This window comes from Pseudarthrobacter sp. 10T415 (assembly GCF_056394175.1).
Window position 1 is genome coordinate 70743 of sequence record NZ_JBFTHJ010000008.1, and the last position, 25679, is coordinate 96421.

Genomic DNA, 25679 nt, shown 5'->3' on the forward strand with positions numbered 1-25679 from the left:
CCCACGCTTCGCATTGAAAGGAAGCAGAACAATGCAGCAACCCCTTGCGCCCAACAACCTGGCCCCTGACGCACTGCCCGCAGGCGTGTGGGGTGTGGTGGCCACGCCCTTCCAGGGCAGTACCCTCGACGTGGACCTGGACAGCCTGTCCGAACTGGTGGAGCACTACGAAGCCATCGGCGCCACGGGCCTCACCGTCCTGGGCGTGTTCGGCGAAGCCGCCGCACTGACGGCTGAGGAACGGCGCCACGTCCTGGAAACCGTTGTCGAATGCACGTCGCTTCCGCTGGTGGTGGGAGTGACGGCGCTGGCCACCAGGCCGGCCATCGAGGAGGTCCGGGCGGCGCAGGAGATGGCTGGGGGACGCCTGGCAGCAGTGATGGTCCAGGCCAACTCGGCCCGGGCGGATGCGGTGATTGCCCATCTGGATGCCATCCACCGCGCCACCGGCGCCAAGGTGGTGCTGCAGGACTACCCGCTGGCCAGCGGCGTCAGCATCGCCACGGCCGCACTGATCTCCGTGGTCAACGCCTGCCCGTTCGTCATCGCGGTCAAAGCCGAGGCCCCGCCCACCAGTGTGGCCATCGCCGAGCTGAGCGCCGCCGTCGGCGTCTCCATCTTTGGCGGCCTGGGCGGGCAGGGGCTGCTGGACGAACTCCAAGCCGGCGCGGCGGGAGCCATGACCGGATTCTCCTACCCGGAGGCGCTGATCGCCTGCGTCGCCGCATGGCAGGACCGGGGCTACGAAGCCGCCCGCACCGAACTGCTGCAGTACCTGCCGCTGATCAACTTCGAACAGCAGGCCAAGGTGGCGCTCGCCATCCGGAAGGAATGCCTCCGCGAACGCGGCCTGATCAAGGACTCCGGAGTCCGGGCCCCGGCGGCAGCCTTCCCCGAAAGCCTGCGCGACGCCATGCACACCCACCTCAGCGAGGCCGCCGATGCGCTCGGCAACGCCAAGGCCCGGGCACAAGCACAATCCCCGGCACTGACCCCAGCAAGGAGCTACTGATGGATCTCGGAATCGCCGGCAAAACTGCCCTGGTGGCCGCCTCCACAGGCGGGCTTGGCCTGGCCGTGGCCCGGGCGCTTGCTGCGGAGGGCGTCCGCGTGGCCATCGTGGGCCGGCGCCGGGACCGCGCCAAGGAGATCGTGGCCGAACTCCAGGCCGCGTACGGAACCGGCAGCGGCGCCAACACTGCCGGATTCGACACCGTGGCCATCGAAGCGGACCTGACCACGCCGGAGGGCATCGGATCAGCCGTCGAGCACACCGTGGCGGACCTCGGCCCCATCGACATCCTGGTGCTCAACGGCCCCGGGCCCAGGCCGGGTGCCGCAGCGACGCTCACTGCGGAAGACATGGCAGCCGCCTTCGATCTCCTGGTCAAGCCGCACCACGCCCTGGTGTCCCACGTCCTGCCGGGCATGCGCGAGCGGCGGTGGGGGAGAATCCTCGCCATCGGCTCCAGCGGCGTCACCGCGCCGCTGCCCAACCTGGCCATCTCCAACACCGGACGGGCCGCGCTGGCCGGTTACCTGAAAACCCTCGCAGCGGAAGTGGCCCTGGACGAGGTCACGGTGAACCTCCTGCTGCCCGGCCGGATCGCCACGGACCGGGTCACCCAGCTGGACCAGGCCGCAGCGAAGCGCCGCGCCACCACGCTCGAGGAGATCCAGCTCGAATCCCGCAAGACCATCCCTGCCCGCCGCTACGGGGAACCCGCCGAGTTCGGTGCGGCCGCCGCCTTCCTGTGCAGCGCGCCGGCGTCGTACATCACCGGCGTGGCGCTCCGCTGCGACGGCGGCCTGATCCGCAGCCTCTAGCCCCAACATTCCAAAGGACCCACCATGACCTCCACCGTTATTGACGCCGAAACCAACCAATCCACTGACTCCCGGGAAGCCATCACCGCCCGGCACCTCATCAACGGCCAATGGCTGGGTGACGCGGACACGGTGCGGATGAACCCGGCCCGGCCCGGCGAGATCGCCGCGGTTTCCCCCAGCGGCACCGCTGCGGACGTGGACTCAGCGGTCACCGCAGCGGCGGCGGCCCAGCCTGCCTGGGCGGCGCTGCCCGCACCCTCGCGCGGCGCCATCCTCATCGCCGCCGGCAACCTGCTGATCGAGCGGCAGTCGGCCATCGCCGAGGACCTGGTCCGTGAGGAAGGCAAGACCCTGGCCGAGGCCAAGGGCGAGGTGAAGCGAGCTTCAGACGTGCTGCGGTTCTTCGGTTCGCTGGGCTGGGCGGCCACCGGGGAGGTGCTGCCCAGCGGCCTGCCGGACACCACCATCACCACCCGCCGTGAGGCGTTGGGCGTGGTCGGGCTGATCACGCCGTGGAATTTTCCCATCGCCATCCCCGCCTGGAAGGCCGCCCCCGCGCTGATCAGCGGCAACGCCGTGGTGATCAAGCCAGCCGAGCTGACCCCGCTGTCCGCCACCCACCTGGCCCGGGCCCTGCAGGATGCCGGGCTGCCCGCCGGCGTCTTCAACGTGGTCCACGGTAAGGGCCGTGTTGTGGGGGAGGCGCTGGCCCGGGATGCCCGTGTCGCCGGGCTCTCCTTCACCGGTTCCACCCGTGTGGGCCTGGGGCTCCAGGAAATCCTGAACGCGCGCCGCGCCCGCGTCCAGCTTGAGATGGGCGGCAAGAACGGCGTCCTGGTGCTTGATGACGCAGACCCCGCCAAGGCTGCGCAGGTGGTGGCCGCCGGCGCGTTCGGCCTCACCGGCCAGGCCTGCACCGCAACATCGCGGGTCTATGTCACGCCGGGTGTGAAGGAGAAGTTCCTCGCGGCGCTGGTGGCCGAAGCCTCGCAGTACACCGCCGGGGACGGCCTCGACGGCGCTGGCACAGGCGGAACATCGCGCATGGGTGCCGTGGTGAGCCGGCAGCAATTCGAGCAGGACCAGGAAGCGGTGCGCGCCGCCGTCGAACGCGGTGCCACCCTCCTGCACGGAAAGTACGACGGCGACCGCTCCGGTGCGCTGTTCTTCCCCGCCGCCGTGCTCACCGACCTGCCCGCGGACGACCCCGCTGTCACCGAGGAAATCTTCGGCCCCGTGGTGGCGGTCCTTGAAATCAAGGACTACGAGGCCGGTCTGGCCGCAATCAACGATTCCCGCTACGGCCTCACCGCCGGCATCTGCACCGATTCCCTGGCCCTGGCCACCGATTTCGCTGCCCGCGCCCAGGCCGGCGTGGTGAAGGTGAACAGGCCCACTGCCGGGCTGGACCTGAACGTGCCTTTCGGCGGCGTGAAGGACTCGTCAACGAACACGTTCCGCGAGCAGGGCCGGTCCGCGCTGGACTTCTTCACGTGGGGCAAGACGGTCTACACCGGGATCTGACCGGACCCGGAAGAAGGCGGGGTTCCAGGCGCTGGCCCGGGATCCGCACCCAGGGGCAACCCAGCACCGAACGGCCGCCAGGCAGATGCCTGGCGGCCGTTCGCGTGCCCGCGAGCCTTGTCCCGAAGCCGTCCGCCTGCCCTTTCCGGGCCCCCGCACCGGTGGGACGATGTTCCTATGCAGGAAAACAGGGTTGACAGCCCGAATGATGCAGGCCCGCATCTGCATGCCCACACCGCGCCCACCACGCAGCAGATGCGCACAGTAGGCCAACGCCGCCGCGACGCGGAGGAGAAGCTGGAGCACCACCTCCAGGAAGCCCGCCACAAGGACCACCCGCACGGGGAGGAGCCTCCGCCGGATCAACCCCGCACCGATGGGGACCAGCAGAGCGGCAGCTCCACCTAGGACAGAGGAACCACAACAGGCGACGACGGGACTTTCCCGGCGTCGCCTGTTTCTTGCTGCCCAACGGCAGGGCCGGGCCGCGTGCCTGTTCGCGTAGCCGCAACGGGTATCCGTTTCGTTTCAACAATGTTGCTTTGAGTGCAACGTTGTCATATTTCGCTGAATTGCTGCCTCCAGGCGATGAATGCCCGTATCGCCTGTCTAGTCTCCACGGAAATAGTCTGCGAAGCTCTTGACTGTGTTCGCGGTCACCACCTATCTTGAAACAACGACGTTGCAATCAGTGCAACTCCGACTTTCATTGGTGGTTCTATGAGTCACGAAACAACACCGCCCCAGGCGGGAGTCATCGCCAAAGATGCCGATGGTTCCGCACTGGCAGGCGGCGGCGTTAGCCCCCTAACGCCCAGCAAGGACGTACGACGCCGGGTGGTCACCGCGAGCTTCATCGGCAACTTCGTTGAATGGTTCGATTACGCCGTCTACGGCTACCTCGCCGCTGTCATCTCATCGGTTTTCTTCCCGGAAGCGGACCGGCAGACGGCGCTGCTGGCCACTTTCGGCGTCTTCGCGGTCTCGTTCTTCGTCCGGCCGCTGGGCGGTTTCTTCTGGGGCCACATCGGCGACAAACTCGGCAGGCGGAAGGCCCTGTCCCTGTCCATCGTCATCATGTCCGTCTCGACGTTCTGCATCGCGCTGATTCCCGGCTACGCATCCATCGGGCTGATGGCTCCGGTCCTGCTCCTCCTCATCCGCATCGTCCAGGGCTTCTCAGCCGCCGGCGAGTATGCGGGCGCCTCGGCCTTTCTGGTGGAGTACGCCCCGGCGAACCGGCGCGGCCTCTACGCTGCCGTGGTTCCGGCCAGCACCGCGGCCGGCCTGCTCCTGGGCTCCCTCATAGCGGCTCTCCTGAGCTCGGTGCTCACCACAGAGCAGTTGCACGAGTGGGGCTGGCGGCTGCCGTTCCTGCTGGCTGCCCCCATGGGGCTCATCGGACGCTACATCCGCACCAAACTCGAGGACACCCCGGCCTTCCGGGAACTGGCCGCGAAGGAAGGCACCGAAGAGAAGGCCCCCGCGCTGGCCATGTTCAAGACCTACCGGAAGCAGCTCGTCATCGCCTGCGGCGCGGTACTGCTCAACGCCGTGGGCTTCTACGTCATCCTCAGCTACATGCCCACCTACCTCTCCGAGGAACTGGGCTTCGGCCCCACCGAGTCCTTCCTGGCCACCACCATTGCCCTGGCCAGCTACATCGGATTCATCTTCCTTACCGGCATGGCCTCGGACGTCTTTGGCCGCAAACGGATGCTCATCACGGCATCCATCCTTTTCATGGTCCTTACCGTTCCGGCGTTCATGCTGCTGGAAACCGGAGATTTCCTGGTCATCGTCCTGGTCCAGATCCTCCTGGGCGGCATGCTCACCCTGAACGACGGAACACTCCCCAGCTTCCTGGCCGAGCTGTTCCCCACCAAGGTCCGCTACAGCGGGTTTGCCGTCAGCTTCAACCTCTCCAACGCCCTCTTCGGTGGCACCGCGCCGTTCATGGCCACCCTGCTGATCGCCATGACCCAGAGCAAGATCGCCCCGGGCTGGTACCTGGTTGCAGCTTCGGCCGTGTCCCTGGCGGCAGTCCTGTTCGCCACTGAGACGTCGCGAAAGCCCCTGAAGCACCTCTGACCCCCGGTATTGCCGGACCCACCGGCATGTGCCAGACCCGCCAGCACGCCCGGCCCGCCGCAAGGCCCCCTGACCACCCTTCCGATCCACACCACATCAACTGCACTGGACAATCCAGAAGCATCAACGAAAGGCACCACAGTGACTATCACCGCCGATAACGCCTCGTCCATCGCCGACCTCGAGCGCCTCAAGGTCCTCCACAACGGCACCAAGGGCAAGCTCACGTTCTCCGACGTCGAGTTCGAGCGCCGCCTGGGCGGCCTCCGCCAGATCATGGCCGCCAAGAGCCTGGATGCTGTCATCCTGACCAGCTACCACGGCATCAAGTACTACTCCGATTTCCTGTTCACCACGTTCGGCCGCAACTACGCCCTGGTGGTCACCGCCGACGACTCGGTCACCATCACCGCGAACATCGACGCCGGAATGCCGTGGCGCACCTCCTACGGCGAGAACATCGTCTACACCGACTGGCGCCGGGACAACTTCTACTTCGGCCTGCAGGAAGCACTGCGCCAGCGCGGCGTCAAGGCAACCCGCCTCGGCGTCGAGGATGACTTCCTCCCCGGCCTGACCCGCGAGAAGATCGCCGCCGCGTTCCCGGGCGCACAGCTCCTGGACGTCTCGCAGGACGCCATGCGCCAGCGCATGTTCAAGTCCGCCGAGGAGATCGAGGTCATCAAGCACGGCGCCCGCATCGGCGACCTGGGCGGCGAGGCCATCCGCAACGCCATCCGCGAAGGCATCTCCGAGTACGAGGTTGCCCTGATCGGCACCGAGGCCATGGTGCACGAGATCGCCAAGACCTTCCCGGACCGGGAAGTCCGTGACACCTGGGTGTGGTTCCAGTCCGGCATCAACACCGACGGTGCCCACAACTGGGCCACCACCCGCAAGCTGCAGCAGGGCGACATCCTCTCGCTCAACTGCTTCCCCATGACCTCCGGCTACTACACCGCCCTGGAGCGCACCCTCTTCCTGGGCCAGCCGGATGAGCGTTCCCTGGAACTGTGGAACATCAACGTGGAGGTGCACAAGCGCGGCCTGGAACTCATCAAGCCCGGTGCCGTCTGCAAGGACATCGCCGCGGAACTGAACGAGATCTACATCAGCCACGGGCTGCTGGCCAACCGCACCTTCGGCTACGGGCACTCCTTCGGCGTCCTCAGCCACTACTACGGCCGCGAAGCCGGGCTGGAACTGCGCGAGGACATCGATACCGTCCTGGAGCCCGGCATGGTGGTCTCCATGGAGCCGATGATCACCGTGGCCGACGGCCAGCCGGGCGCCGGCGGCTACCGCGAGCACGACATCCTGGTCATCGGCGAGGACAACTCGGTGGAGAACATCACCAAGTTCCCGTTCGGCCCGGAGAAGAACATCATCGGGGCCTAACCGTCCAGCACTGGAAGCGGCGTCACGCACACGTGGCGCCGCTTCCGCCGTTTAGGGAAAGATGGTGTCCACCATGACTCCTGCAAAGACCAGCCAAAAAGACGCCGCAGACAACGACGCCGCAGACAACGACGCCGCAGGTGACAACGGCAGCGCCGGCACCGGCACCAATGGTGGGGCGGACGCCAAAGGTGCCTCCGTCGTCGTCAACGCCATCGCCGTGCTGCGCACCTTCAGCGCCGAGGAACCCCTGCTGGGAGTTACCGAAATCGCCGGCCGCGTGGGAATGCATAAGAGTTCCGTTTCCCGGATCCTGGCCACCCTGGAGCAGGAAGGCCTGGTGGAACGGGACCCCGAAACCCGCCGGTTCCGCCTGGGCCTGGGGCTGATCGCCGTGGCCGGGCCGCTGCTGGCGGAAATGGACGAGCGCCGCGTGGCGTACCCCGTGCTGCGCCGGCTCACCGAGCAAACGGGGGAGACCAGCGCCCTCATGCTGTGGAATGGCGACGAGGCAATTTGTGTGGAGCAGATCGCCAGCCCCCACCAGATCAAACACACCACGCCCCTCGGCGCGCGCTACCGGGACGCCATGAGTGCCTCGGTGCAGGTCTTCCTCGCCCACCAGCCCGCCGAGCGGGTCCGCGAACTCCTGCGCAGCGGCGCCGTCACCTTCCCGGGAATGGACGACGCCGGACTGGCGGCTTACGAAGCCCGGCTCAAGGAAGTTGCGGGGCGTGGCTGGGCCGGGAACTACGGCGAGTCCTCCATGGACGAAGTGGGGGTCGCCGCGCCTGCCTACGACCACCGCGGCGACGTCACCGCCGTCGTGCTCATACCAGCCCCAAGGTTCCGCGTGTCACGCGAACGGCTGGAAGACCTCGGCGAAGCCTGCATGGCCGCGGCCGCCCAGGTCACCACGCGGCTTGGCGGGCGGGCCAGCCAGAACTCGTAAGCGGGCCAGACGGTGGGTCAGGGCAGACCGGCCATCCGTACCGCCAGGTGCAGCGCCGCCAGCCTGCCGGTGCCGCGGGGATCGCCGCCGCACAGATCGAAGATGCGCTGCAGCCGGTGGTGCATCGACTGCCGCTCCAGGTGCAGTTCGCGGGCCGACTGGGCCGTGTTGCAGCCCGAATCGAGCCAGACCTGCAGCGTCTCCATCAGCTGGGACTGCCGCTGCGCATCATGCTGCAGGACGGCACGCAGGTGATGGTTGACGAAGGCTTCCCGGGCTGACGCCGGCAGCCCCGTCAGCGCCAGGCTCTCCACGGCTGCGTCGTCGGCGTCGATCACCACCAGGCCGTGGGCCGGCGGCCGCCTGCGCGGTGAGGCGTTGCGGCGCCGCACCTGGCGCACATCCAGGGCGCGGCGTGCCTCGGCCAGGGACCAAGCGGCATCGGCCACCCCGTCAACCATCGGGCCGACGGAGATCACCGCGTCGTGGTTGCCTTCGAGTGCCTGCAGCGAAGTGAGCAGCTCGCGCCGCACCCGTGCTGTGTCGGCGCAGGGGAGTCCCGCCATCACCACCAGTTCCGCGTCGTCCAGGTAGGCGGCGCTCGGGATCCGGCCGGCGCCCAGGAACGCCTCGATGGCTCCGCGGAGTTCCTGCGGGGATGCTGCGTGGACGGCGGCCACCACCAGCGGCGAATCAAGGGGAAACCCTGCCCCCGGGGCCAGCTGTTCCAGGCGCCATTCGGGGGCGGACGTGAGGACGGCGCGCATGAGTTCGGCCCCGGCTTGGGCGTGCAGGCCGGGCGGGGTGTGCTGCAGCAGCGCCAGGCCAAGGATGTCCACGGCGCGTTCCCCGGCCACCTGCGCCAGCGCAGTGTCCCCGCCGTGCGGGACGAGGACTTCCAGCCTGCCCATCAGGACACCGCGCACCGGGATGTCCACGCTCATGACAGTCCCGGCGGGCGCCTCGGGAGCTGCGGGCGCCGCCGGAAGCTCCGGCGCCTCGATGCCCGCGTCCGCCCCGGACCCGTCCGTACCTTCGAGGGTCCCGGCGGCGTCGCCCGCCCTGCCGCCGTCGAACGCCGTGCCGCTGCCATGGCCCGCGCCGCCGTCGGCCGTCCCGCCGCCGTCCGTGCCGGCGTCGTGCGAAGCCTCGCGTTCCGCTGCGTCCAAACCTTCCGGCAGTGCGCTGCCCAGGTCAACGCCCCACGGGGAAATCAGGCGGACCGCGGACGCAGTGATGCCGGCCAGGACGCCAAGGATCTTGTCCAGGGACGCGCCGTGGGCCAGCTCGGCAGCCATGGCACGGGTGGCGGCGTCCGCCTGGTGCAGGTGCCCGGCCGACTCGCTGACCAGGATGGAATTGATGGCCTGCATGACGCCCACGAAGGGCACCACCTTGCGCAGCTCCACCACCGGAAGCCCGTACTCGGCCGCCGTTTCCAGCATGTTGGCGGGTACCTCGGGGAGCACTCCGCCGGTCTCGATGGCCAGGGCCGCAATGCCGCGCTGGGCCAGCTCACGGACGTAATCCCCGCGCCTGGCGGGCGTGGCCGTGGCCAAGGTGATGCCGCCGCATAGCAGCAGTTCGCCGCCGCGCAGCAGCGGCGCGATGTCCAGGACTTCGCTTGAGTGCACCCAGCGGACGGGCTGTGCGGAGGTGTCCGTGCCGAGCGGATGGACCACGGGCCCGGCTGCTGCGAGGGCTGGGTGGGCGAGTATTTCACCAAGAGAAACTGACACGACAGTCCGTAACGTAGAAGTGGAATCTGTTCGACACATCGTATCTTGTTTACTGTGATTGGGGCCACATAGCCTTGTGAGTACGAAATCCACCTCACGGAGGCCCCCATGCAAGAAAAGCTTTCAACTTCAGCGCAAAGGCGCGCTGGTTCTGACGCAAACGGCCACACAGACCACTCCACCACAGACCACTCCGCCGTCGACCACGAAGCCTGGCTTCAGCCCATCCCCGAGTCCGCCCGCACCCGCAAGGTATCCGGCCAGTTCTGGATCTGGGCCGGCGCCAACCTGGCACCCATCAACTGGGTCCTCGGGGCGCTCGGGATCCACCTGGGACTCGGCTTCGCGGACACCGTCACCGTCCTTGTCCTCGGCAACCTGATCGGCATGCTGCTCTTCGGCTGCTTCGTACTTCTGGGCCAGAAAACCGGAGCCACCGGCATGGTCCTGGCCCGCGCAGCCTTCGGCCGGCGCGGAAACTACCTCCCCGCCGCCATCCAGGCGCTGCTGGTAATCGGATGGTGCGCAGTCAACACCTGGATCATCCTTGACCTGGTAATGGCACTCTTCGGAACGCTCGGCTGGGTGGACCCCGAAGCCCACAACTACGCCTGGAAGATTGGCGTGGCCACCACCATCATGGCTGCCCAGGTTGCCATTGCCTGGTTCGGCTACAAAGCCATCGCCGCCTTCGAAAAGTGGACGGTGCCGCCCACCATCATCATCCTCGCGGTCATGTCCGCCGTGGCCTGGTTCGGCATGAAGATCGACTGGGGCTACGCCGGCCCCGCGGGCAACATCCTCGAAGGCTCGGAACGCATCGCAGCCATGAGCGCCGTGATGACCGCCATCGGCATCGGCTGGGGCATCACCTGGTTCACCTACGCCGCTGACTACTCCCGCTTCGTCAGCACCTCGGTTCCCAAAAAGAAGGTCTACCTGGCCTCGGTCCTGGGCCAGTTCATCCCGGTGGTCTGGCTGGGCATCCTTGGCGCCAGCCTTGCCACGAACAGCGGCGAAGTTGACCCCGGAAAGCTGATCGTCCAGAACTTCGGCGTCATGGCGCTGCCGGTCCTGCTGATGGTGCTGCACGGCCCCATCGCCACCAACATCCTGAACATCTACACCTTCTCGGTCGCCACGCAGGCCCTGGACATCTCCATCAGCCGCCGCAAGCTCAACCTGTTCGTGGGCGTCTTCTCCCTCGCCGCCGTCGTGTTCTTCATCTTCCAGGAGAACTTCGCCGAGGTGCTGGACGCCTGGCTGATCGGCCTGGTGGCCTGGGTGGCTGCGTGGGGCGGCGTCATGCTGGTGCACTACTTCTGGCTGGAGAAGCGCTGGCCGGGCGGAGCCGAGCGGCTCTTCGACGGCATCGGCACCCGCCGGCTCCCGGGCGTCAACTGGGCCGGCGTCACCTCGCTCCTGGCCGGCATCTTCGCCACCTGGATGTTCATGTACGGCCTTGTACCCGCCATGCAGGGCCCCATCGCCGTGGCCCTGGGCGGCTGGGACCTCTCCTGGCTGGCCGGCGGACTCACCAGCGCCGGCGTCTACGCAATCCTCGGCCCGCGGGTCCACCGCCGCTACGTCACCGGCGCCAGCACCGACGCCAAGGCCGCGGCTGCCCTGGCCGCCGAAAACCCGGACAGCGCCGCAGCACTCCCGGTCATCTGACCCGCACTTCCACTCAACACCCCAGCTGTACAGGCGGGCGCACGGCGCCCGCCGAAAGGAATCCATCGTGAACCAGCCCGCCATCGCGGACCTCCTGCACCCCATCACCTGGCCTGAAGCCTTCAAGGCCGCAGCGTCCTTCACGTTCGACGTTGACGCCGAGTCCTGCACCATCGCCCACGACCCCACCAGCACGCGGCGGATGTCGCTGATGACCCACCAGTCCTACGGGCCCAAAGTGGCGGTGCCGCGGCTGCTGAAGATCCTTGAGCGCCAGGACATCCGGGCCACGTTCTTCATCCCGGGATTCACGGCGGAGTCTTACCCGGACATCGTCCGGCAGATCGTGGACGGCGGGCACGAGGTGGGCCACCACGGCTACCTGCATGAGCCGATGCAGGGCATCGACGCCGCCACCGAGGCCAGCTACATGGACCGCGGCCTCGAAGCCTTGGCCAAGGTGGCGGGGGTGCGGCCGGTGGGGTACCGGGCGCCGTGGTGGGAACTGAACTGGCACTCGCCGGGCCTGCTGGCGGACCGCGGGTTCCTCTACGATTCGAGCCTGCTCGACGGCGACGCCCCCTACCGCTTCGCCGTCGCCGCCGACGATCCCCGGGACATCGTGGAGATCCCCGTGGACTGGACGCTGGACGACTGGGAGCAGTACGCCTTCTACCCGGGAGTCACCGGCAGCGGCGTCATCGAAAGCCCCGCCAAGGTCCTCGAAATGTGGACGCTCGAGGCTGAAGCCCACCACTCGCAGGGCAGCTGCTTCGTCCTCACCAACCACCCGTTCATCTCCGGCCGGCCCTCCAAAGCCTTGGCCCTGGAACAGCTCATCGAGCGGGTCAAGGGCATGGACGGCATGTGGGTGACCACCATGGACGAGATCGCCCGGCACACCAAGGCCTCGGTCACCGAAATCCACACCCACGCCCGGATCGACGTGCCGGTATTCCCGGGCGCGGGTGCAGCGTTCACGCCGGCGGCAGTGCGGGAGGGGGCGCTGAAGTAGGCCAAGCCAAAACAGCAGCGGACGACGGCGGGAGGTTCCCGCCGTCGTCCGCTTGCGTAGTAGGTCTTGGACCAGACAGACCGGTCTGTCTGGTTTTGGTGTAGTGTCTGCGGGGATGGTAAACGCAAACAGCTCTGTGGCTGACCCGATAGGCGCCGATGCCCGTTCACGGCCCATGCAGGTTGGTGCGCGGGAGCGTATTTTGGCTGCCGCTGATGAGCTGTTCGCGCAGCGCAGCATTCGCGATGTTGGCGTAAATGAGCTGATTTTGCGTGCGGGGGTGGCTAAGGCCACGTTCTACGGGCACTTCGCCTCCAAGGATGATGTGGTCCTGGCCTTCTTGGAACGCTGCCATCAGAGCCTTACTGTCGAGGCGATCATCGCTGAATGCAAAAGGACAACCGACGACCCAACAGCCCAGTTGCTGGTCATTTTCGACGTTCTGGACGGGTGGTTCCGCCGGGATGACTTCCAAGCGTGCGCATTCGTGAGCACGATGCTTGAGATGGGCCCCACCCACCCCTTAGGAGAGGCGTCCATCAGCTATTTGGCCCAGGTGAGGGACTTCATGCGAACCCTCGCTGCGGACGCAGGTCTTGACCAGCCGGATGAATTTGCCCGGTCCTGCCACATTCTGACTAAGGGCTCCATTATTTCTGCAGTGGAGGGAGACAGGGAGGCAGCCGTGCTGGCCCAAAGGATGGCCGCTTCCCTCATTTCCGTCCACGGAGGCACCGCCGCTTTGGCCGGGAGCGGACCGTCGGCCGCCGGCAAGCTAATCCATTGGTAGCCACGCTCCACTCTCGCATTCCGGCTCCCGGGCCAGGATGCGGCTGATTCGGCCTCACCTTTGTTTTCACGCCGGAGGATTACCCGGTGGTTCCGCTTCGCGTCGCTTGCGCGGGGCACCGAGTTTTGACGCTGTAGAAAAAACGGCGGACACACCACTTTGTCGAAAAGAGCCACTATGGCGTATTCACAGTTCGATCATTTCCTTCAGGAAGCCACCTATCGTGATCAGGAGTCGGAATCGACTCTTGATGGGGATTCGCTTTATGGGCTCTACACCAGCTGGTGCAGCCTATCCAGCAGCGCCCCTCGGACGGAGCACTCATTCTGGGCCGCGATGAGACTTCGCGTTGGTCCCGGACAGGGCTTGCGTATGAAGGGACCGGCTGCCGCCGACTATATTCTCACCAGCTACCCGGCCCTGCTATGAACCCCACCGCGGCCGCATCGGCAGGCAGCTACGTTCCCCGACACGCTCATCAGCCGCGGGGCAAACGGCCCTGGTGCCCGACGTGTGACAACGATCCGTACCTTGAAGTTGAGTCTCCGACCGTTTCGGGTCGGCAGGCAGGCACTCTCGCTGTCGCTGTTGCCTGTTCCAATTGTCGCGGATCATGGGTTCTCGACACCACGGCAGAGCATCTTGCCGCCCTCCCGCGCCTCCAACCGAGCAAGAGGGTACAACCCATCGGAGCCGCTGCTCTTCCGAGTGCGAAGAACGCGTGCTCCGGCCCCGTCCCCCTGGCCAGGACCACCGCGTTGCCGGGCCCCTGATTTGTACGTTTACCCCGAACGATAAAATCCACGGTGAGAGTGCCGCGTGCACTGAGCTACCACCATTGTGATCTGCCGCAGGTAGACGCTCCCTTTTGCGAACATATCGCTACCAATCCTTTCGGAGTGTCTCGTCCGGAACGACATAGGAGCTGGAGTAGTGAACCCAATCGTCCCTGCGTCCCTCCCTGAAAAGGCGATCTGCGACCATTTGGCACTCCTGCCAGTCTTTCCGGGAGTCCTGCGGCCCATAGCCGACGGCTTGACCGAGTTGATTTAAAGTCACCAGCTGTGTGACTCCCGGCGCAGTCGCTACTTCGTAGGTGAAAGTTCCTTCGAGGGAGAACCACCTCTTGCGGATGGGAGTTTCGATCAGACGGAAGTAAGCGCTTCCGTTGGCGAACATGGCAGCAGCCGCGCTCTTTTTCGATTCAGGCTCAGCATTGACGAAATCCGTGAACTTCTGGAGAAGTTCTTCGTACTCGGCGTTGAGGACTTCATCCACCGCTCCGTCCTTCTGCACGTACCGGTCACTGAGGCTTCCGCTGCCGCCCTTCATTGACGACCGGAGCCACAGTCGGACCTCCTCCACAGACTCTTCCGATGGTTCGCTCTGGAGCGCTCTGGCAAGCGATTCGTACTTGAGCGCCACGACAGAGAGGTCCATGTGTCTTAGCAGGGACGCAAATCGCATCATGTCGGCTGCCAGTACTTCAGTGTCCGTTTCCATCCGGCTCCTTTCGCGGGTAGGGGTAAAGCTAACCACCGGAGGACGACGCCTTCACGGTTTTCCGGTCTGAGGAAGCCGATCCGCTCGGGGCCCTCAGAAATCGTGTCGGACGCACTTCAGCGTCCGACAGGGGAATCCTCAGCGGGCAGCCTCAAGGGCGACCAGTCGCTTCTCCATGCAAAGAAGTCGTGGCCGATCTTCCCAGGATGGAACAGGGATGAACCCACGTTTCCCATACAGCCGAATTGCATCGTCTCGCCAATCCCACACCGTCAGACGGATAGGAAGATCCTGCTGTCTGATTGCGGCATCCATCAAGGCGGAGCCCACGCGATATCCTCGCGCGCCGGGTTCAACCCAAAACCGCTTGATCTCGCGTGCCTCTGCTGTCTGCTGTACGACCACCACTCCGACCGGAGAATTTCCCAGTTCAGCGACGTAAACATCCGCGCTCAGGTAGGCACGCTCTGGGCGGTCGACTTCCTGGCGATAGCGTTCGGGGAGGTCTGCGTCTCTGAAGGTGCCGCCCAAGTAGGTAGCTTTCTCGCGTTCGGTTTGTATCAGGTACGCCTCGACCAGCCGACTTACCGCTTCGGCGTCCGGGCCGCTGAGATCCGCTGGGCGGACGATAAGCGATCTAAGTTCGGTTCCCATCGCTTCATTCTGGCAAAGACTCGAGCAATCACATCAGAGGTGCCCGTAAGCCAGTCCCTTACTGCAACTAACAGGGTCTGACCTGCCTCTGGCACCCCCGATTCACGCAAGATTTCCAGCGCCTGGCGTTTCCCAGAACCACGTCTCGAAGCTGCCCGAATCGGCAGGCTTGTAGCTGGATGTCGGGCTTAGGCGGGCCGGGTGTCCTACCGGCGTGCTAGACAGGTCCCTAAGAACCCGGACCAGGAGAACCCGCCATGACCAATGCCATCCGGCTTGAACGCCGCTTCGAACATCCCCAGGACGCCGTCTGGGCTGCCCTGACCACACCGGAACTGCTGGCCCGCTGGTGGGCGCCGGGAAACATCGCGCCCGTCCCCGGCCACCGGTTCACCCTGGACATGGGCAACTGGGGCCAGCAACAGTGCGAGGTCCTCACCGTGGAGCCGGGCACTGCCATCAGCTTCCTGTTTTCCGAGGGCATGCTGGGCACCACCATCACCTGGACGCTGGAATCCGCGGCGGACGGAACGGTGCTCCACTTCGAGCACGCCGGCTTCAACCCGGAAACGCCCATGGGCCGGACCGCCTACCAGGGGATGGGCAGCGGCTGGCCCGGCCTGCTGAACCGGATCGACGGGGTCCTGGCCGGCCAGCCTGACGGGCGTCAGTAACCGCCGGGCCGCTCCTGAAGGAGTGCCCGCAGCAGGTTGGTGGTCTGGTCCGCGCACTGCTTGATGCCGCGCAGGTGCTGGGCCGCCAGCCGGGGGAGGGCCGAGGCCGAGCCGTTGCCGCGGGAAGCGGTGCGCAGCGCCCGCTCCAACTCCAGGGCCAGGCCGGCCAGCCGCTCCGCACCGATCATCTGGCTGGAGGTCTTCAGACTCAGGATGGCATCGAGGGCACCCGGAGCGTCGCCGGTGGTGAACGTCAGGCGCACCTTCTGGATCCGGTGCGGCAGGTTGGCGATGAAGTCCTGGATGAACACCTGCCACACGCCTTCGTCGTCGTCCAGGTCGGAGCGGAGCCGTTCCAGCACCGCCTTGTCCAGCAGCGGCAGCGCGTAGCCGTCTTCCTGCGTCACGGTCCCCCACCCCGCACGTCCCGCTGCCGGCCCATGATGTGCCTCCCGCTGTCCGCATACCTGCGCGATGCTGCGGCAGGACTTTCAACGGACGGTACGTGCCCGCGGGGCCGGAGCGCATGAGTGGTGGGTACTCGCATTTCCGGGTACCGACCCCTGCTTACAGTGGTGTTTACCTCCGGTAGCCTGTTGGGATGGTTCGGGGAATGGCTGAGTTCGGCGGCGAGGGCATCATGCTCGCCGGGGCTGGCCGTGCCCTGCTGCTGCAGCTGGCCAACCCGGCCGTGGGACGCGGCGTGGCAGAACACAGCACCTTCGAGGGCCGCCCGGTCAACCGGCTCAAGGGCACGCTCACCTACGTGTATGCCATCGTCTACGGCACCGACGAACAGGTGAAGGAAGTCCGCCGCCGGGTGAACCGGGCCCACGTGCCGGTCCGGCGCCCGGACACCGCGGAGTCGCCCGGCTACAGCGCTTACGATCCCGAACTCCAGCTCTGGGTGGTGGCAACGCTCTACGACACCGCCCGCACCGTCATTGAAAAGGTCTACGGCCCGCTCGACGCCGGCACGGCCGATGCGATGTACCGCGACTATGCGCGGCTAGGTACAGCCCTGCAGGTTCCCGAAGGCATGTGGCCGCAGGACCGGGCCGCGTTCGGCCGCTACTGGGACGAACAGGTGGCCACCCTCCAGGCCGGACCAGCCGGCATCCGGGTGGCGCACGGCCTGCTCTACCCCAAGCACACCGCCCTCTGGTACCGGGCTATCATTCCGCCCGCCCGCTTCCTCACCGCAGGGTTCCTGCCGGAGCGGATCCGCCAGGACTTCGGCCTGCCGTGGAACGACCGCCATGAGCGCCGCTTCAACAGCACCATGCGGATGCTGTCGCTCACCTACCCCAGGCTTCCGCGGGGGATCCGGCACGGGCTCAAGGACTACCTCCTGGGCGAACTGGACAAGGACATCCGCCGGAACAGCCAGTCAGCCAAGCGTCAGGGAGTCAGTGCGTAGTTCCACCCCGGTTGAGCAGCGGATCGACGAAAGCGCCCGCCGCTTCCTTGCCACCGCGCCCGCCAACGGCGCCAAAGCCAAGCTCACGGAGTTCGTGGTGTTCGGCCTCAAACAGGGCTGGGCCTGCATCTTCGGCGCCGGCCTCCTGGCGGTGCTCATGGCGGCCCGACTCTGGTACCCGGACAGCGCGGCGCTGGCCCGCAACGACCTCCTGACCCTCGCCGCCGTCGTGATCCAAATCCTGATGGTCGCCTTCAAACTCGAGACACTGAAGGAACTGCGGGTCATCGTGCTGTTCCACCTGGTGGGGACCTGCATGGAACTGTTCAAGACGGACGTGGGTTCCTGGTCCTACGAGGCCGAGGGCGTGCTCCGGATCGGCGCCGTGCCCCTCTTCAGCGGCTTCATGTACGCGGCAGTGGGTTCCTACATGGTGCGCGTCTACCGGCTCTTCGACCTCCGGTTCGCCAACTACCCACGCAGGTGGATCACCGCAATCGTGGCGGCGGCCATCTACGTCAACTTCTTCAGCCACCATTACATCTGGGACCTGCGCTGGGTGCTGCTCGCCGCCGTCGTGGTGGTTTTCGGCCGCTGCGTGATGCACTTCCGGGTCTTCCGGCGGAGTTTCCGGATGCCGTTGGTGGTTTCGTTCCTGCTGGTGGCGCTGTTCATCTGGATTGCCGAGAACATCGCCACCTGGTCCGGGGCGTGGCTCTATCCCAGCCAGGTGGCCGGCTGGCACCCGGTGGGCCTGGAGAAGCTCGTGGCATGGTTCCTGCTGATGATCATTTCCGTGGTGCTGGTGGCCTGGGTCTACAAGCCGGCGCCCCCGGACGAAAAAAGCGGACGACGGCGGGAAGTTCCGCCGCCGTCCGCCACGCTGCCCGTGGGCACGGGCGAGGGTCAGTCCTCGTAAGTGTTGGCGATGTACACATCGCACGGGGCGTTGTGCGCCACGCTGTTGGCCACGCTGCCCAGGAGCCGGCCGATGCCGCGCATCCTGCGGTTGCCCACCACGATCAGCTGGGCATCCAGGCGGATGGCTTCCTTGATGAGCGAATCGGCGGGCTTGCCGCGCGCAGCGAAGTGGGTGACCTGCACTCCCGGCCTGGAGACGCCCAGGGATTCGGCAACATGCTGCGCGCTGTCACCCCGGAAAACCGTCACCTGGTCAGAGCCCGAACCGAAGGTCTCGGGGCTCTCCGACTCGAACCCGGTCACCACGTGCAGCGACGCTCCGAGCGACTCCGCCAGGTCCAGTGCCACTTCTGCAGCTTTACGCGCTGATGCGCTGGCATCCACGCCTACAACGACTACTCCACTCATGGGGGCTCCTTCATTCGGGGGCAATACCGTCAAGGGGCCAGTCTAAAGGAGGGGCCCGCGGATGCGGCGGCGCATGGAACCGAGGTTGCGGTGTCCGGTCAGGTGTTTGCCGCCAGCATCGGCTCGCCCGGGGAGTGCTGGCTCCGCTGGACTGCGCCGGGTTGGCCCGGCGTATGCCGGCCCCGGCTGTACTGGCTTTCGGGACGGGCCAGGCCGAAGTGCTCACGCAGCGTCCATCCGGAGTACTCGGTGCGGAACAGGCCGCGGCACTGCAGGATGGGGACCACCTCGTCAGCGAACGCATCGAAGCCCCCGGGCAGCCACGGCGGCATGATGTTGAACCCGTCCGCGGCGCCGCCCTCGAACCAGCGCTGGATCTCGTCCGCCACCTGCATGGGAGTGCCGGCAAAAACGTAGTGTCCCCGGGCACCGGCGAACCGGTGCAGCACCTGGCGGACGGTGAGGTTTTCGCGGCGGATGATGTCCAGCACCAGCTGGCTGCGGCTGCCCGCCTGACCCGCGGTGGCCAGCAGCTCCGGCGGGAACGGCCCGTCCAGCGGCACCCCGTCCAGGTCGATGCCCAGCAGCTTCCGCAGGATGCCCAGCCCGTATTCCGGCTGGGTGAGCTCGTCGAACTCCTGCTTCAGGGCTTTCGCTTCCGCCTCGGTGGAGCCCAGGTACGGGCTGATGCCGGGCAGCACCAGGAGCTGGCCGGGGTCCCGGCCGAACGCCGCCGCCCGGGCTTTGATGTCCGAGTAGAACTCCTGCGCGCTGCCCAGTGACTGATGGGCCGTGAACACCGCTTCCGCATGTTCGGCGGCAAAGGCCTTGCCGTCTTCGGACGAACCTGCCTGCACGTAGACGGGCCGGCCCTGCGGGGAGCGCGGTGTGTTCAAGGGCCCTGCCACGCGGAAGTACCTGCCCTCATGCTCTACCGGATGGATCCGTGACGTGTCGGCGAAAACTCCCGTGCCGGCATCGGCCACTACTGCGTCGTCCTCCCAGCTGTCCCAGAGCTTGCCCACAACGCGGACAAAGTCGTCAGCCCGGTCGTAGCGTTCAGCGTGCGGCGGGTGCTGGTCCAGCCCGAAGTTCTGTGCCGCCCGCTCCGCGCCGGTGGTCACGATGTTCCAGCCGGCGCGGCCGTTGCTGAGGTGGTCCAGCGAGGCGAACAGCCGGGCCGCGTTGTACGGCTCCAGGTACGTGGTGCTGGCCGTGCCGATCAGCCCGATCCGCTCCGTGGCCACCGAAATCGCGGACAGCCACGTGAACGGTTCGATCCGGAACCGGGTGGCGAACTGGACGTTGCTTTCCAGCGCCGGGCCGTCCGCGTAGAACACCGCGTCCAGTTTCGCGGCCTCGGCCCGCTGCGCCAGCTCCTGGTAGAACCGGATATCCAGCAGCCGGTCGGTGTGGGACTTCGGGTGCCGCCACGCTGCCTCGTGGTGGCCGCCCGGGTAGATGAACAGGTTGAGTTTCAGCTGCCGGCCCATCAGAACGCGGAGCCGATCGATGCGAGCTCCGGCGCTTCAGCACCCTCGTACCGGTTCTCCGGGCGGGCAAGGCCGTAGTGCTCCCGCAGCGTCCGCCCGGCGTACTCGGTGCGGAACAGCCCGCGCTCCTGGAGGATGGGCACTACCTGGTCCACGAACGTTTCCAGCCCGGAGGGGAGCACCGGCGGCATGATGTTGAACCCGTCCGCCGCGCCGCCGTCGAACCATTCCTGGATGGCGTCCGCCACCTGCACCGGGGTGCCCGTAAACGTGCGGTGACCGCGGCCCCCTCCCAGCCGGCCAATTAGCTGCCGCACCGTGAGCTGCTCCCGGCGGGCCAGCTGCACGATCAGCGTGTAGCGGCTCTTGGCGCCCTCGATCTCATCCTCGCTGGGCAGGTTGTCCGGCAGCTGGCGGTCCAGCGGCAGGTCCTCCGGCTCCACCCGCAGAGTCTTGGCCAGCTGGATCCGGGCGTACTCGGGCTTGATCAACCGGTCCAGCTCACGCTCCAGCTCCAGGGCTTCCTCCACGGTGGCGCCAATGACGGGCACGATTCCGGGGAGGATCTTGATGGTTTTCGGGTCCCGGCCGGCAGCGGCGGTGCGGGCCTTGAGGTCGCGGTAGAACTCCTGCGCGTCGGCGAGGGTCTGGTGCGCGGTGAACACAGCGTCCGCGTACTTCGCGGCGAGATCCTTACCGTCCTCGGACGAGCCTGCCTGCACGATCAGCGGGTGGCCCTGCGGGGAGCGGGGCACATTGAGCGGTCCGCGGACCTTGAAGTGCTTGCCCTCGTGGTCCACGGTGCGGATCCTGTCCGCGTCGCCCCACACGCCCTCTTCCTTGTCGGCAAGGACGGCGTCGTCCTGCCAGCTGTCCCACAGCTTCTGCGCCACCTCAATGAACTCGCCGGCACGCTCGTACCGGACGGCGTGGGCGGGCTGATCGTCCACACCGAAGTTGCGGGCGGCGTCCGGGCCGGCCGTGGTCACCACGTTCCAGCCGGCCCGTCCGCCGCTGGCCCAGTCCACTGAGGCGAAGCGGCGGGCCAGGTTGAACGGCTCGTTGTAGGTGGTGGACGCGGTGGCGATCAGCCCGATCCGCTCCGTGGCACCGGCGATGGCGGTGAGGAGCACCGTGGGTTCGAGCTTGCCCGCGGGGCGGCGGCCCACCTCGCCGAACAGGACGGGGGAGTCGGCGAAGAAGATCGAGTCCAGCTTGCCGCGTTCGGCGGTGCGGGCGAGGTTCTTGTAGTGCTCCACGTCGGTGCTGGCCCGGGGGTCGCTCTCCGGCAGCCGCCAGGAGGCTTCGTGGTGGCCGGTGCTCATGAGGAAGGCGTTGAGGTGGAGGTGGCGCTGCGGTTCAGTGGGCGTGCTGCTCATGGAAGTCTCCTTGGAAAGTTCTGGGTTAGCGGCCGACGCCGGCGGGCTGGGCGGGGTGGACAGGCTTCGGAGCGTGCGCGGCTTCGACGCCCAGGGCGGTGAGCAGGTCGCGGCGGAGCGCTTCGTGGCGGGCGGCATCGGCTGACGATCCGATCTCCGGTGCAACAGTGCGAACGGTGGCGATCCGGCCGTGGTCCAGCACCACGATCCTGTCGGCCAGGGCGATGGCCTCATCCACGTCGTGGGTGACCAGCAGGACCGCCGGCCGGTGCGCGGCCACGAGGTCCTGGAGCAGGCCGTGCATCCTGATCCGGGTCAGCGCGTCGAGGGCGCCGAACGGTTCGTCTGCCAGCAGGAGCTGCGGCTCACGGACCAGGGATCGGGCCAGGGCGACGCGCTGCTGTTCACCGCCGGACAGCTCGTGCGGCCAGGCTTTTTCGCGGCCCGCGAGCCCCACCTCGGCGAGGGCCCTGCGCGCCCGGCTCTCGGCGTCGTGCTCTCGCAAACCAAGGGTGACGTTGCCCAGGACCGTGTCCCACGGCAGGAGCCGGGAGTCCTGGAACACCACTGACACGCGGTCCGGGACGCTGATGACGCCGCTGCCGCGGACGTCGTGGTCCAGCCCTGCCAGGGCGCGGAGCAGGGTGCTCTTGCCGCAGCCGCTGGGTCCAAGGAGTGCCACGAATTCGCCGGGTGCGATGTCCAGGTCCACGCCGTTCAGGACGCCTTTGGGCCCGAAACTGCGGACCACGTCCCGCACGGACACCGCGGCCTTGGCGGCGTCCGCGGAGGGGTTGGTGAGTGGACGGGATGCGACGGCGGTCAGCCCGCCAGGGTGCGCTGCCATGAGAGGGCCTTTCGTTCGATGAAGCGGACAATGCCGTCGGAGAGCAGGCCAAGGATGCCGTAGACAGCCAGGCCGAGGACGATGATGTTGGTTTGGCCGTAGGTGCGGGCGAGCTCCATCATGTAGCCGATGCCGCTGGTGGCGTTGATCTGTTCCACCACCACCAGGGACACCCACGCGCCGGTGACCGCGAAGCGCAGGCCCAGGAAGAACCCGGGCAGGGCGCCGGGGAGTACCACCTTGCGGATGAAGCCGGTCCGGCTCAGGCCAACGGTCTGTGCCAGTTCCACGTAGCGCAGGTCGATGCCGCGCAGCCCGGCGTGGGTCTGCAGGTAGATCGGGACGAACACGCCCAAAGTGATGGTGAGGACCTTCATGGTCTCGTCGATGCCGAACCACAGGATCAGCAGCGGGATCAGGGCCAGGCCGGGGATGGCGCGCTTGATCTGCACGGGGCCATCGATCAGTGCTTCGCCGATCCGGCTCAGCCCGGCCAGGAGTGCCAGGGTTGCGCCGACAACGATTCCGAAGAACAGCCCCAGGCCCGCGCGCTGGGCGGAGATGGCGAGGTTCTCCTGGAGCCGGCCGTCGGCGATCAGCTCCCCTGCGGTGGCCACCACGGTCCAGGGTTCGGAGAGGATGCGTGGATCGAGGATGCCGGTGGCGGACGTGACGGTCCAGAGTGCCAGCAGCGCTCCGGGGCCGAGCAACCAGGCGAGCCGGCGGCGCCTGCCCGGGCCCAGCCGCTTGCCGGTGGGCCGGACGTCGTCACGCTTATCGAGGTCCGGGTCCAGGTGGGGTTCGACGGCGGGACGGTCCAGTACGGCGCTCACGCGGCACCTGCCGTGGCGGCCGCGGCGAAGGACGTGCCGCCGATGGCCTCGAACCGGGTGTCGTAAAGGTCCGTGGCCTTCAGTTGCGGCTTCTTCTGTTCGCGGGACAGCAGGTCGATGGTCTGCTGGTGGCGTTCGATGGCCTCGGTCCACGAGGTGGGGATGTCCCGTTTGCCGGTGGCTTCGATCAGGTACTGGCCGTCCTCGCGGGACAGGCCCTGGTCCTTGACGTAGTAGCCGGCCAGCCATTCCTCCGGGTGGTCTTCCACCCAGCGCTGGGCCTTGCCCCATACCTCCACGTACTTTGCCAGTGCCGCTGCCTTGGCGGGGTCGGCCAGGACGCCGGCGGGGGAGTAGAGGTGGCCGGGGTCATCCCGCAGGCCGTGGCGGAGGGTGGTGGCGCCGTCGTCCTTGTATTTGGCGAGGTAGCGCTTGATCTGGACTCCGCCCAGCGGTGCGGCGTCCACCTGCTTGCTGGACAGCGCGGAGGCGTAGGCGTCGCCGGTGCTGGGCAGTTCCACGAGCTTCACGTCCTCTTGGTTGAGGCCGGCCTTGTCCAGGATGCGCAGGACCAGGGCGCCCTGTGCCTGGCCGGGGCTGTACGCCACCTTCTTGCCGCGCAGGTCCTCCAGCTTCGTGATCCCGGCCCCGGGCGCGACGCCGAGTTCGTAGATGGGGTGGTTCACGGCGTCCTGGCGGTAGACGGCGGCGATGATGCGCACGTCAAGGCCGGTCCAGGTGGCGTGGATGGGCGGGATATCGGCCACCGAGCCGACGTCCAGGGCATTGGCCCGGAACGCTTCGGTGGTTTGTGGCCCGCCGGAGAGGTTGGCGAACTCCACGTTGATGCCGGCCAGTTCCTTGTTCAGGCCGTAGAGTTCCAATGCCACGCGGATGCTGGGGTCGCCCACCGTGATGGTGGTGCCGGGCGGTACCGATGACGCCAGCGGGGCGAGGGCTTCCTGGCTGATCCGCTCGCCGCCGGCGGTGGCGGAACCGCCGCAGGCCGTAAGGAGCCCGACGGCGGGAATCGCCAGGAGTGCCCCGAGCGCACGGCGCCGGGTGAAAGGGGGTGGGGAGGATGCTGCGAAGGACATGGGTGCCTTTCGGAAGGAATGCGGGCGAATCCGGGCAGGGCAGGCTAAGGCTCGTGGCCCGGAAGGCGGGAAAGGGGTGAAAGGGGAGTGCCGGCGTCGGGCGAATCAGGCCCGACGCGCCGGCCCCCGCTGCAAGGAAATCTGTGGGGCTGCGGCCGAAGCTAGCGCCGTGTTGCTGCCATTCGGCGGGGCGGAGATATTCGGGAGCAACAATGCGGACCCCATGTGGTGCTGCCGTGCATTCGGCTGGATGAATCAGACATCAGGTCCTCCTGTCTTTGATGGGGCCGGGTTGGGCTGGCGCGGGTTGAAGCTGGTGGGTGCTGCAAATCGGCCTGGCCGGGACCGTGAAAACTACCTAAGCACGCATCTCAGGGGCTTGGCCAGCACTTTGCGGCGGACGCTCAACGGGACGCAACGGCGCTACATATTCGGGTGCTGCACGGTCAAAACAGGCAACCCTGCGCCACGAACCGCAACGGGGTGTCATGTGACTGGAACTGCGGGCTAGTGAGGCTAGCGGGCCAAGCGCGTCCTCTCGACCAAGTTTCCGGTGACCCATGCCGGCGCCGCCGGCGTTGCCGTGGGGTCGGCGAAGAACTCTTCCATCGCTGCCACGGTGCGGTCCAGGGTGTGCACGTTGCGAGCCGCCACGGAGGCTGTTCCGTTCGCCACCGGCACCTCGACGGTGCCCGTGGCGGACCCGGCACCGGGCCCGAAGTCCTGCAGCTCCGACCACCGGTCCGCGTTTCCGGTGTCGCTGTTCCGGTGGCACACGAAACCCACAGTGGCAGAGCCAACGGCTTCGAACCGGGAGGTGCCGTACTCCACAACGAGCGCTCCGGGATTCGTCCCGTCCAGGGCGCGGAGGGCGGCCAGGGCTGCATTCTTGGCATCCTCTTCCGAGCCGAACGCCGCGCCGTCAACAATCCAGTCGCTGTAGACCCGGTACCCGCGGGCCGTGGGCATGATTTGCCTCATTTCCACACCCAAAACGCGGGAAGACCATCCCATTTCGAAGTCGTATTCGCCTGGCGTGATTGAGGAGGCAATTTGGTCACGGTTCTCGAAGGACACGCCGTCGGAGTAGTGCACCGGACCGCAGTCCGATGTTTCCAGCTGAACCCCTGCGGTGGAAGCGGAGCCGCGGGTTCCGCCGGAACTGGTGCTCGGTGCGGCAGACACCACGTCGCAGCGGACGGTCCGGACATCCCAGGAATCCCCGAAAATGGTTACCACCATGGCAAGGGCAAAGAGCAGGAAGGCGCCGCCGCACAGCCGCCAAATCCAGGGTGAGGCAGCCTTGAAGGCCCTCGCCACCGGCGAAAGCGCCCGGGGCTGGCGTTCATCACCCGCGTCCGTTACAGCCAGCCGCGTCCCACCGTTATCGTGTGTATCCCCCATGACGGCAAGCCTAGTAGGGCGGCGTCGGGGATG

Annotated in this window: 24 protein-coding genes; 13 read left to right on the plus strand and 11 right to left on the minus strand. The window is 67.0% G+C overall.

The genetic code is table 11. The features are described from left to right. The first annotated feature begins 31 nt into the window (after positions 1–31). The 7 genes from AC1DBN_RS12255 to AC1DBN_RS12285 all read left to right on the plus strand — a co-directional run bounded on the left by AC1DBN_RS12255 (position 32) and on the right by AC1DBN_RS12285 (position 7795). A complete protein-coding gene (locus AC1DBN_RS12255) occupies positions 32–1012 on the plus strand; it encodes a dihydrodipicolinate synthase family protein (protein WP_091723205.1) in 981 nt (326 codons plus the stop codon). Further along, the gene (locus AC1DBN_RS12260) at positions 1012–1827 is read left to right on the plus strand and encodes an SDR family oxidoreductase (protein ID WP_091723204.1); all 816 of its coding nucleotides are present in this window, start codon (positions 1012–1014) and stop codon (positions 1825–1827) included. Before AC1DBN_RS12255 ends, AC1DBN_RS12260 begins: the two co-directional genes overlap by 1 nt. A gap of 24 nt (positions 1828–1851) precedes the next feature. Beyond that, on the plus strand, positions 1852–3354 hold the full coding sequence (locus tag AC1DBN_RS12265; RefSeq protein ID WP_477723301.1) for an aldehyde dehydrogenase family protein: 1503 nt from the start codon (positions 1852–1854) through the stop codon (positions 3352–3354). A 255-nt stretch (positions 3355–3609) separates the two neighbouring features. Further along, complete coding sequence (locus tag AC1DBN_RS12270; RefSeq protein WP_477723302.1) at positions 3610–3762, plus strand: hypothetical protein; 153 nt, start codon at positions 3610–3612, stop codon at positions 3760–3762. Positions 3763–4074: 312 nt separating this feature from the next. Next, positions 4075–5445: an MFS transporter gene (locus AC1DBN_RS12275; protein WP_172830005.1), complete on the plus strand. Its 1371-nt coding sequence runs from the start codon at positions 4075–4077 to the stop codon at positions 5443–5445. 141 nt (positions 5446–5586) lie between these two features. Next, positions 5587–6843 carry an aminopeptidase P family protein gene (locus AC1DBN_RS12280; protein ID WP_477723303.1) on the plus strand — a complete coding sequence of 419 codons (1257 nt, stop codon included), beginning with the start codon at positions 5587–5589 and terminating at the stop codon, positions 6841–6843. Positions 6844–6904: 61 nt separating this feature from the next. After that, the gene (locus AC1DBN_RS12285; RefSeq protein ID WP_477723304.1) at positions 6905–7795 is read left to right on the plus strand and encodes an IclR family transcriptional regulator; all 891 of its coding nucleotides are present in this window, start codon (positions 6905–6907) and stop codon (positions 7793–7795) included. A gap of 17 nt (positions 7796–7812) precedes the next feature. On the opposite strand, the gene AC1DBN_RS12290 is transcribed toward AC1DBN_RS12285, so the two are convergent. Further along, positions 7813–9534, minus strand: a complete 1722-nt coding sequence (locus tag AC1DBN_RS12290) for a PucR family transcriptional regulator (protein ID WP_477723305.1) — start codon at positions 9532–9534, stop codon at positions 7813–7815. Positions 9535–9642: 108 nt separating this feature from the next. Here AC1DBN_RS12290 and AC1DBN_RS12295 point away from each other — a divergent pair, with 108 nt between their 5' ends. The 3 genes from AC1DBN_RS12295 to AC1DBN_RS12305 all read left to right on the plus strand — a co-directional run bounded on the left by AC1DBN_RS12295 (position 9643) and on the right by AC1DBN_RS12305 (position 13013). Further along, positions 9643–11208 carry a purine-cytosine permease family protein gene (locus AC1DBN_RS12295; protein WP_477723306.1) on the plus strand — a complete coding sequence of 522 codons (1566 nt, stop codon included), beginning with the start codon at positions 9643–9645 and terminating at the stop codon, positions 11206–11208. A gap of 67 nt (positions 11209–11275) precedes the next feature. Continuing rightward, positions 11276–12223: a polysaccharide deacetylase family protein gene (locus AC1DBN_RS12300; RefSeq protein ID WP_477723307.1), complete on the plus strand. Its 948-nt coding sequence runs from the start codon at positions 11276–11278 to the stop codon at positions 12221–12223. 115 nt (positions 12224–12338) lie between these two features. After that, complete coding sequence (locus AC1DBN_RS12305) at positions 12339–13013, plus strand: TetR/AcrR family transcriptional regulator (RefSeq protein ID WP_477723308.1); 675 nt, start codon at positions 12339–12341, stop codon at positions 13011–13013. A gap of 882 nt (positions 13014–13895) precedes the next feature. Here the strand turns inward: AC1DBN_RS12305 and AC1DBN_RS12310 are convergent. Together AC1DBN_RS12310 and AC1DBN_RS12315 are read right to left on the minus strand one after the other, a co-directional pair. Continuing rightward, complete coding sequence (locus AC1DBN_RS12310) at positions 13896–14516, minus strand: hypothetical protein (protein ID WP_477723309.1); 621 nt, start codon at positions 14514–14516, stop codon at positions 13896–13898. Positions 14517–14654: 138 nt separating this feature from the next. Continuing rightward, entirely contained in the window at positions 14655–15170 is a 516-nt protein-coding gene (locus AC1DBN_RS12315) for a GNAT family N-acetyltransferase (RefSeq protein ID WP_477723310.1), read from the minus strand. A 257-nt stretch (positions 15171–15427) separates the two neighbouring features. On the opposite strand from AC1DBN_RS12315, the gene AC1DBN_RS12320 reads away from it, so the two are divergent. Next, positions 15428–15844 (plus strand): SRPBCC family protein, encoded by a 417-nt coding sequence (locus AC1DBN_RS12320; protein WP_477723311.1) that lies wholly within the window; start codon positions 15428–15430, stop codon positions 15842–15844. Here AC1DBN_RS12320 and AC1DBN_RS12325 read toward each other — a convergent pair. Continuing rightward, a complete protein-coding gene (locus AC1DBN_RS12325) occupies positions 15838–16251 on the minus strand; it encodes an Hpt domain-containing protein (RefSeq protein ID WP_477723312.1) in 414 nt (137 codons plus the stop codon). The genes AC1DBN_RS12320 and AC1DBN_RS12325 overlap by 7 nt on opposite strands. Positions 16252–16457: 206 nt before the next feature. Here AC1DBN_RS12325 and AC1DBN_RS12330 point away from each other — a divergent pair, with 206 nt between their 5' ends. Both AC1DBN_RS12330 and AC1DBN_RS12335 read left to right on the plus strand, forming a co-directional pair. Continuing rightward, complete coding sequence (locus tag AC1DBN_RS12330; protein ID WP_477723313.1) at positions 16458–17264, plus strand: oxygenase MpaB family protein; 807 nt, start codon at positions 16458–16460, stop codon at positions 17262–17264. Next, complete coding sequence (locus AC1DBN_RS12335) at positions 17257–18183, plus strand: DUF817 domain-containing protein (protein WP_477723314.1); 927 nt, start codon at positions 17257–17259, stop codon at positions 18181–18183. The genes AC1DBN_RS12330 and AC1DBN_RS12335 overlap by 8 nt, the downstream gene beginning before the upstream one ends. Here AC1DBN_RS12335 and AC1DBN_RS12340 read toward each other — a convergent pair. From AC1DBN_RS12340 to AC1DBN_RS12370, 7 genes are all read right to left on the minus strand, one after another. Beyond that, positions 18171–18593 carry a universal stress protein gene (locus AC1DBN_RS12340; protein WP_477723315.1) on the minus strand — a complete coding sequence of 141 codons (423 nt, stop codon included), beginning with the start codon at positions 18591–18593 and terminating at the stop codon, positions 18171–18173. The two genes, AC1DBN_RS12335 and AC1DBN_RS12340, sit on opposite strands and share 13 nt — an antisense overlap. Before the next feature lie 98 nt (positions 18594–18691). After that, complete coding sequence (locus tag AC1DBN_RS12345; protein WP_477723316.1) at positions 18692–20086, minus strand: LLM class flavin-dependent oxidoreductase; 1395 nt, start codon at positions 20084–20086, stop codon at positions 18692–18694. After that, positions 20086–21465, minus strand: a complete 1380-nt coding sequence (locus tag AC1DBN_RS12350; protein ID WP_091723175.1) for an LLM class flavin-dependent oxidoreductase — start codon at positions 21463–21465, stop codon at positions 20086–20088. The genes AC1DBN_RS12345 and AC1DBN_RS12350 overlap by 1 nt, the downstream gene beginning before the upstream one ends. A 25-nt stretch (positions 21466–21490) precedes the next feature. Then, positions 21491–22312, minus strand: coding sequence for an ABC transporter ATP-binding protein (locus AC1DBN_RS12355; RefSeq protein ID WP_477723317.1), 822 nt, complete (start codon positions 22310–22312; stop codon positions 21491–21493). Further along, positions 22288–23145, minus strand: a complete 858-nt coding sequence (locus AC1DBN_RS12360; RefSeq protein WP_477723318.1) for an ABC transporter permease — start codon at positions 23143–23145, stop codon at positions 22288–22290. The genes AC1DBN_RS12355 and AC1DBN_RS12360 overlap by 25 nt, the downstream gene beginning before the upstream one ends. Then, the gene (locus tag AC1DBN_RS12365; protein ID WP_477723319.1) at positions 23142–24242 is read right to left on the minus strand and encodes an ABC transporter substrate-binding protein; all 1101 of its coding nucleotides are present in this window, start codon (positions 24240–24242) and stop codon (positions 23142–23144) included. The genes AC1DBN_RS12360 and AC1DBN_RS12365 overlap by 4 nt, the downstream gene beginning before the upstream one ends. Positions 24243–24758: 516 nt before the next feature. Then, positions 24759–25646: a hypothetical protein gene (locus AC1DBN_RS12370; protein ID WP_477723320.1), complete on the minus strand. Its 888-nt coding sequence runs from the start codon at positions 25644–25646 to the stop codon at positions 24759–24761. Positions 25647–25679 lie beyond the last annotated feature (33 nt).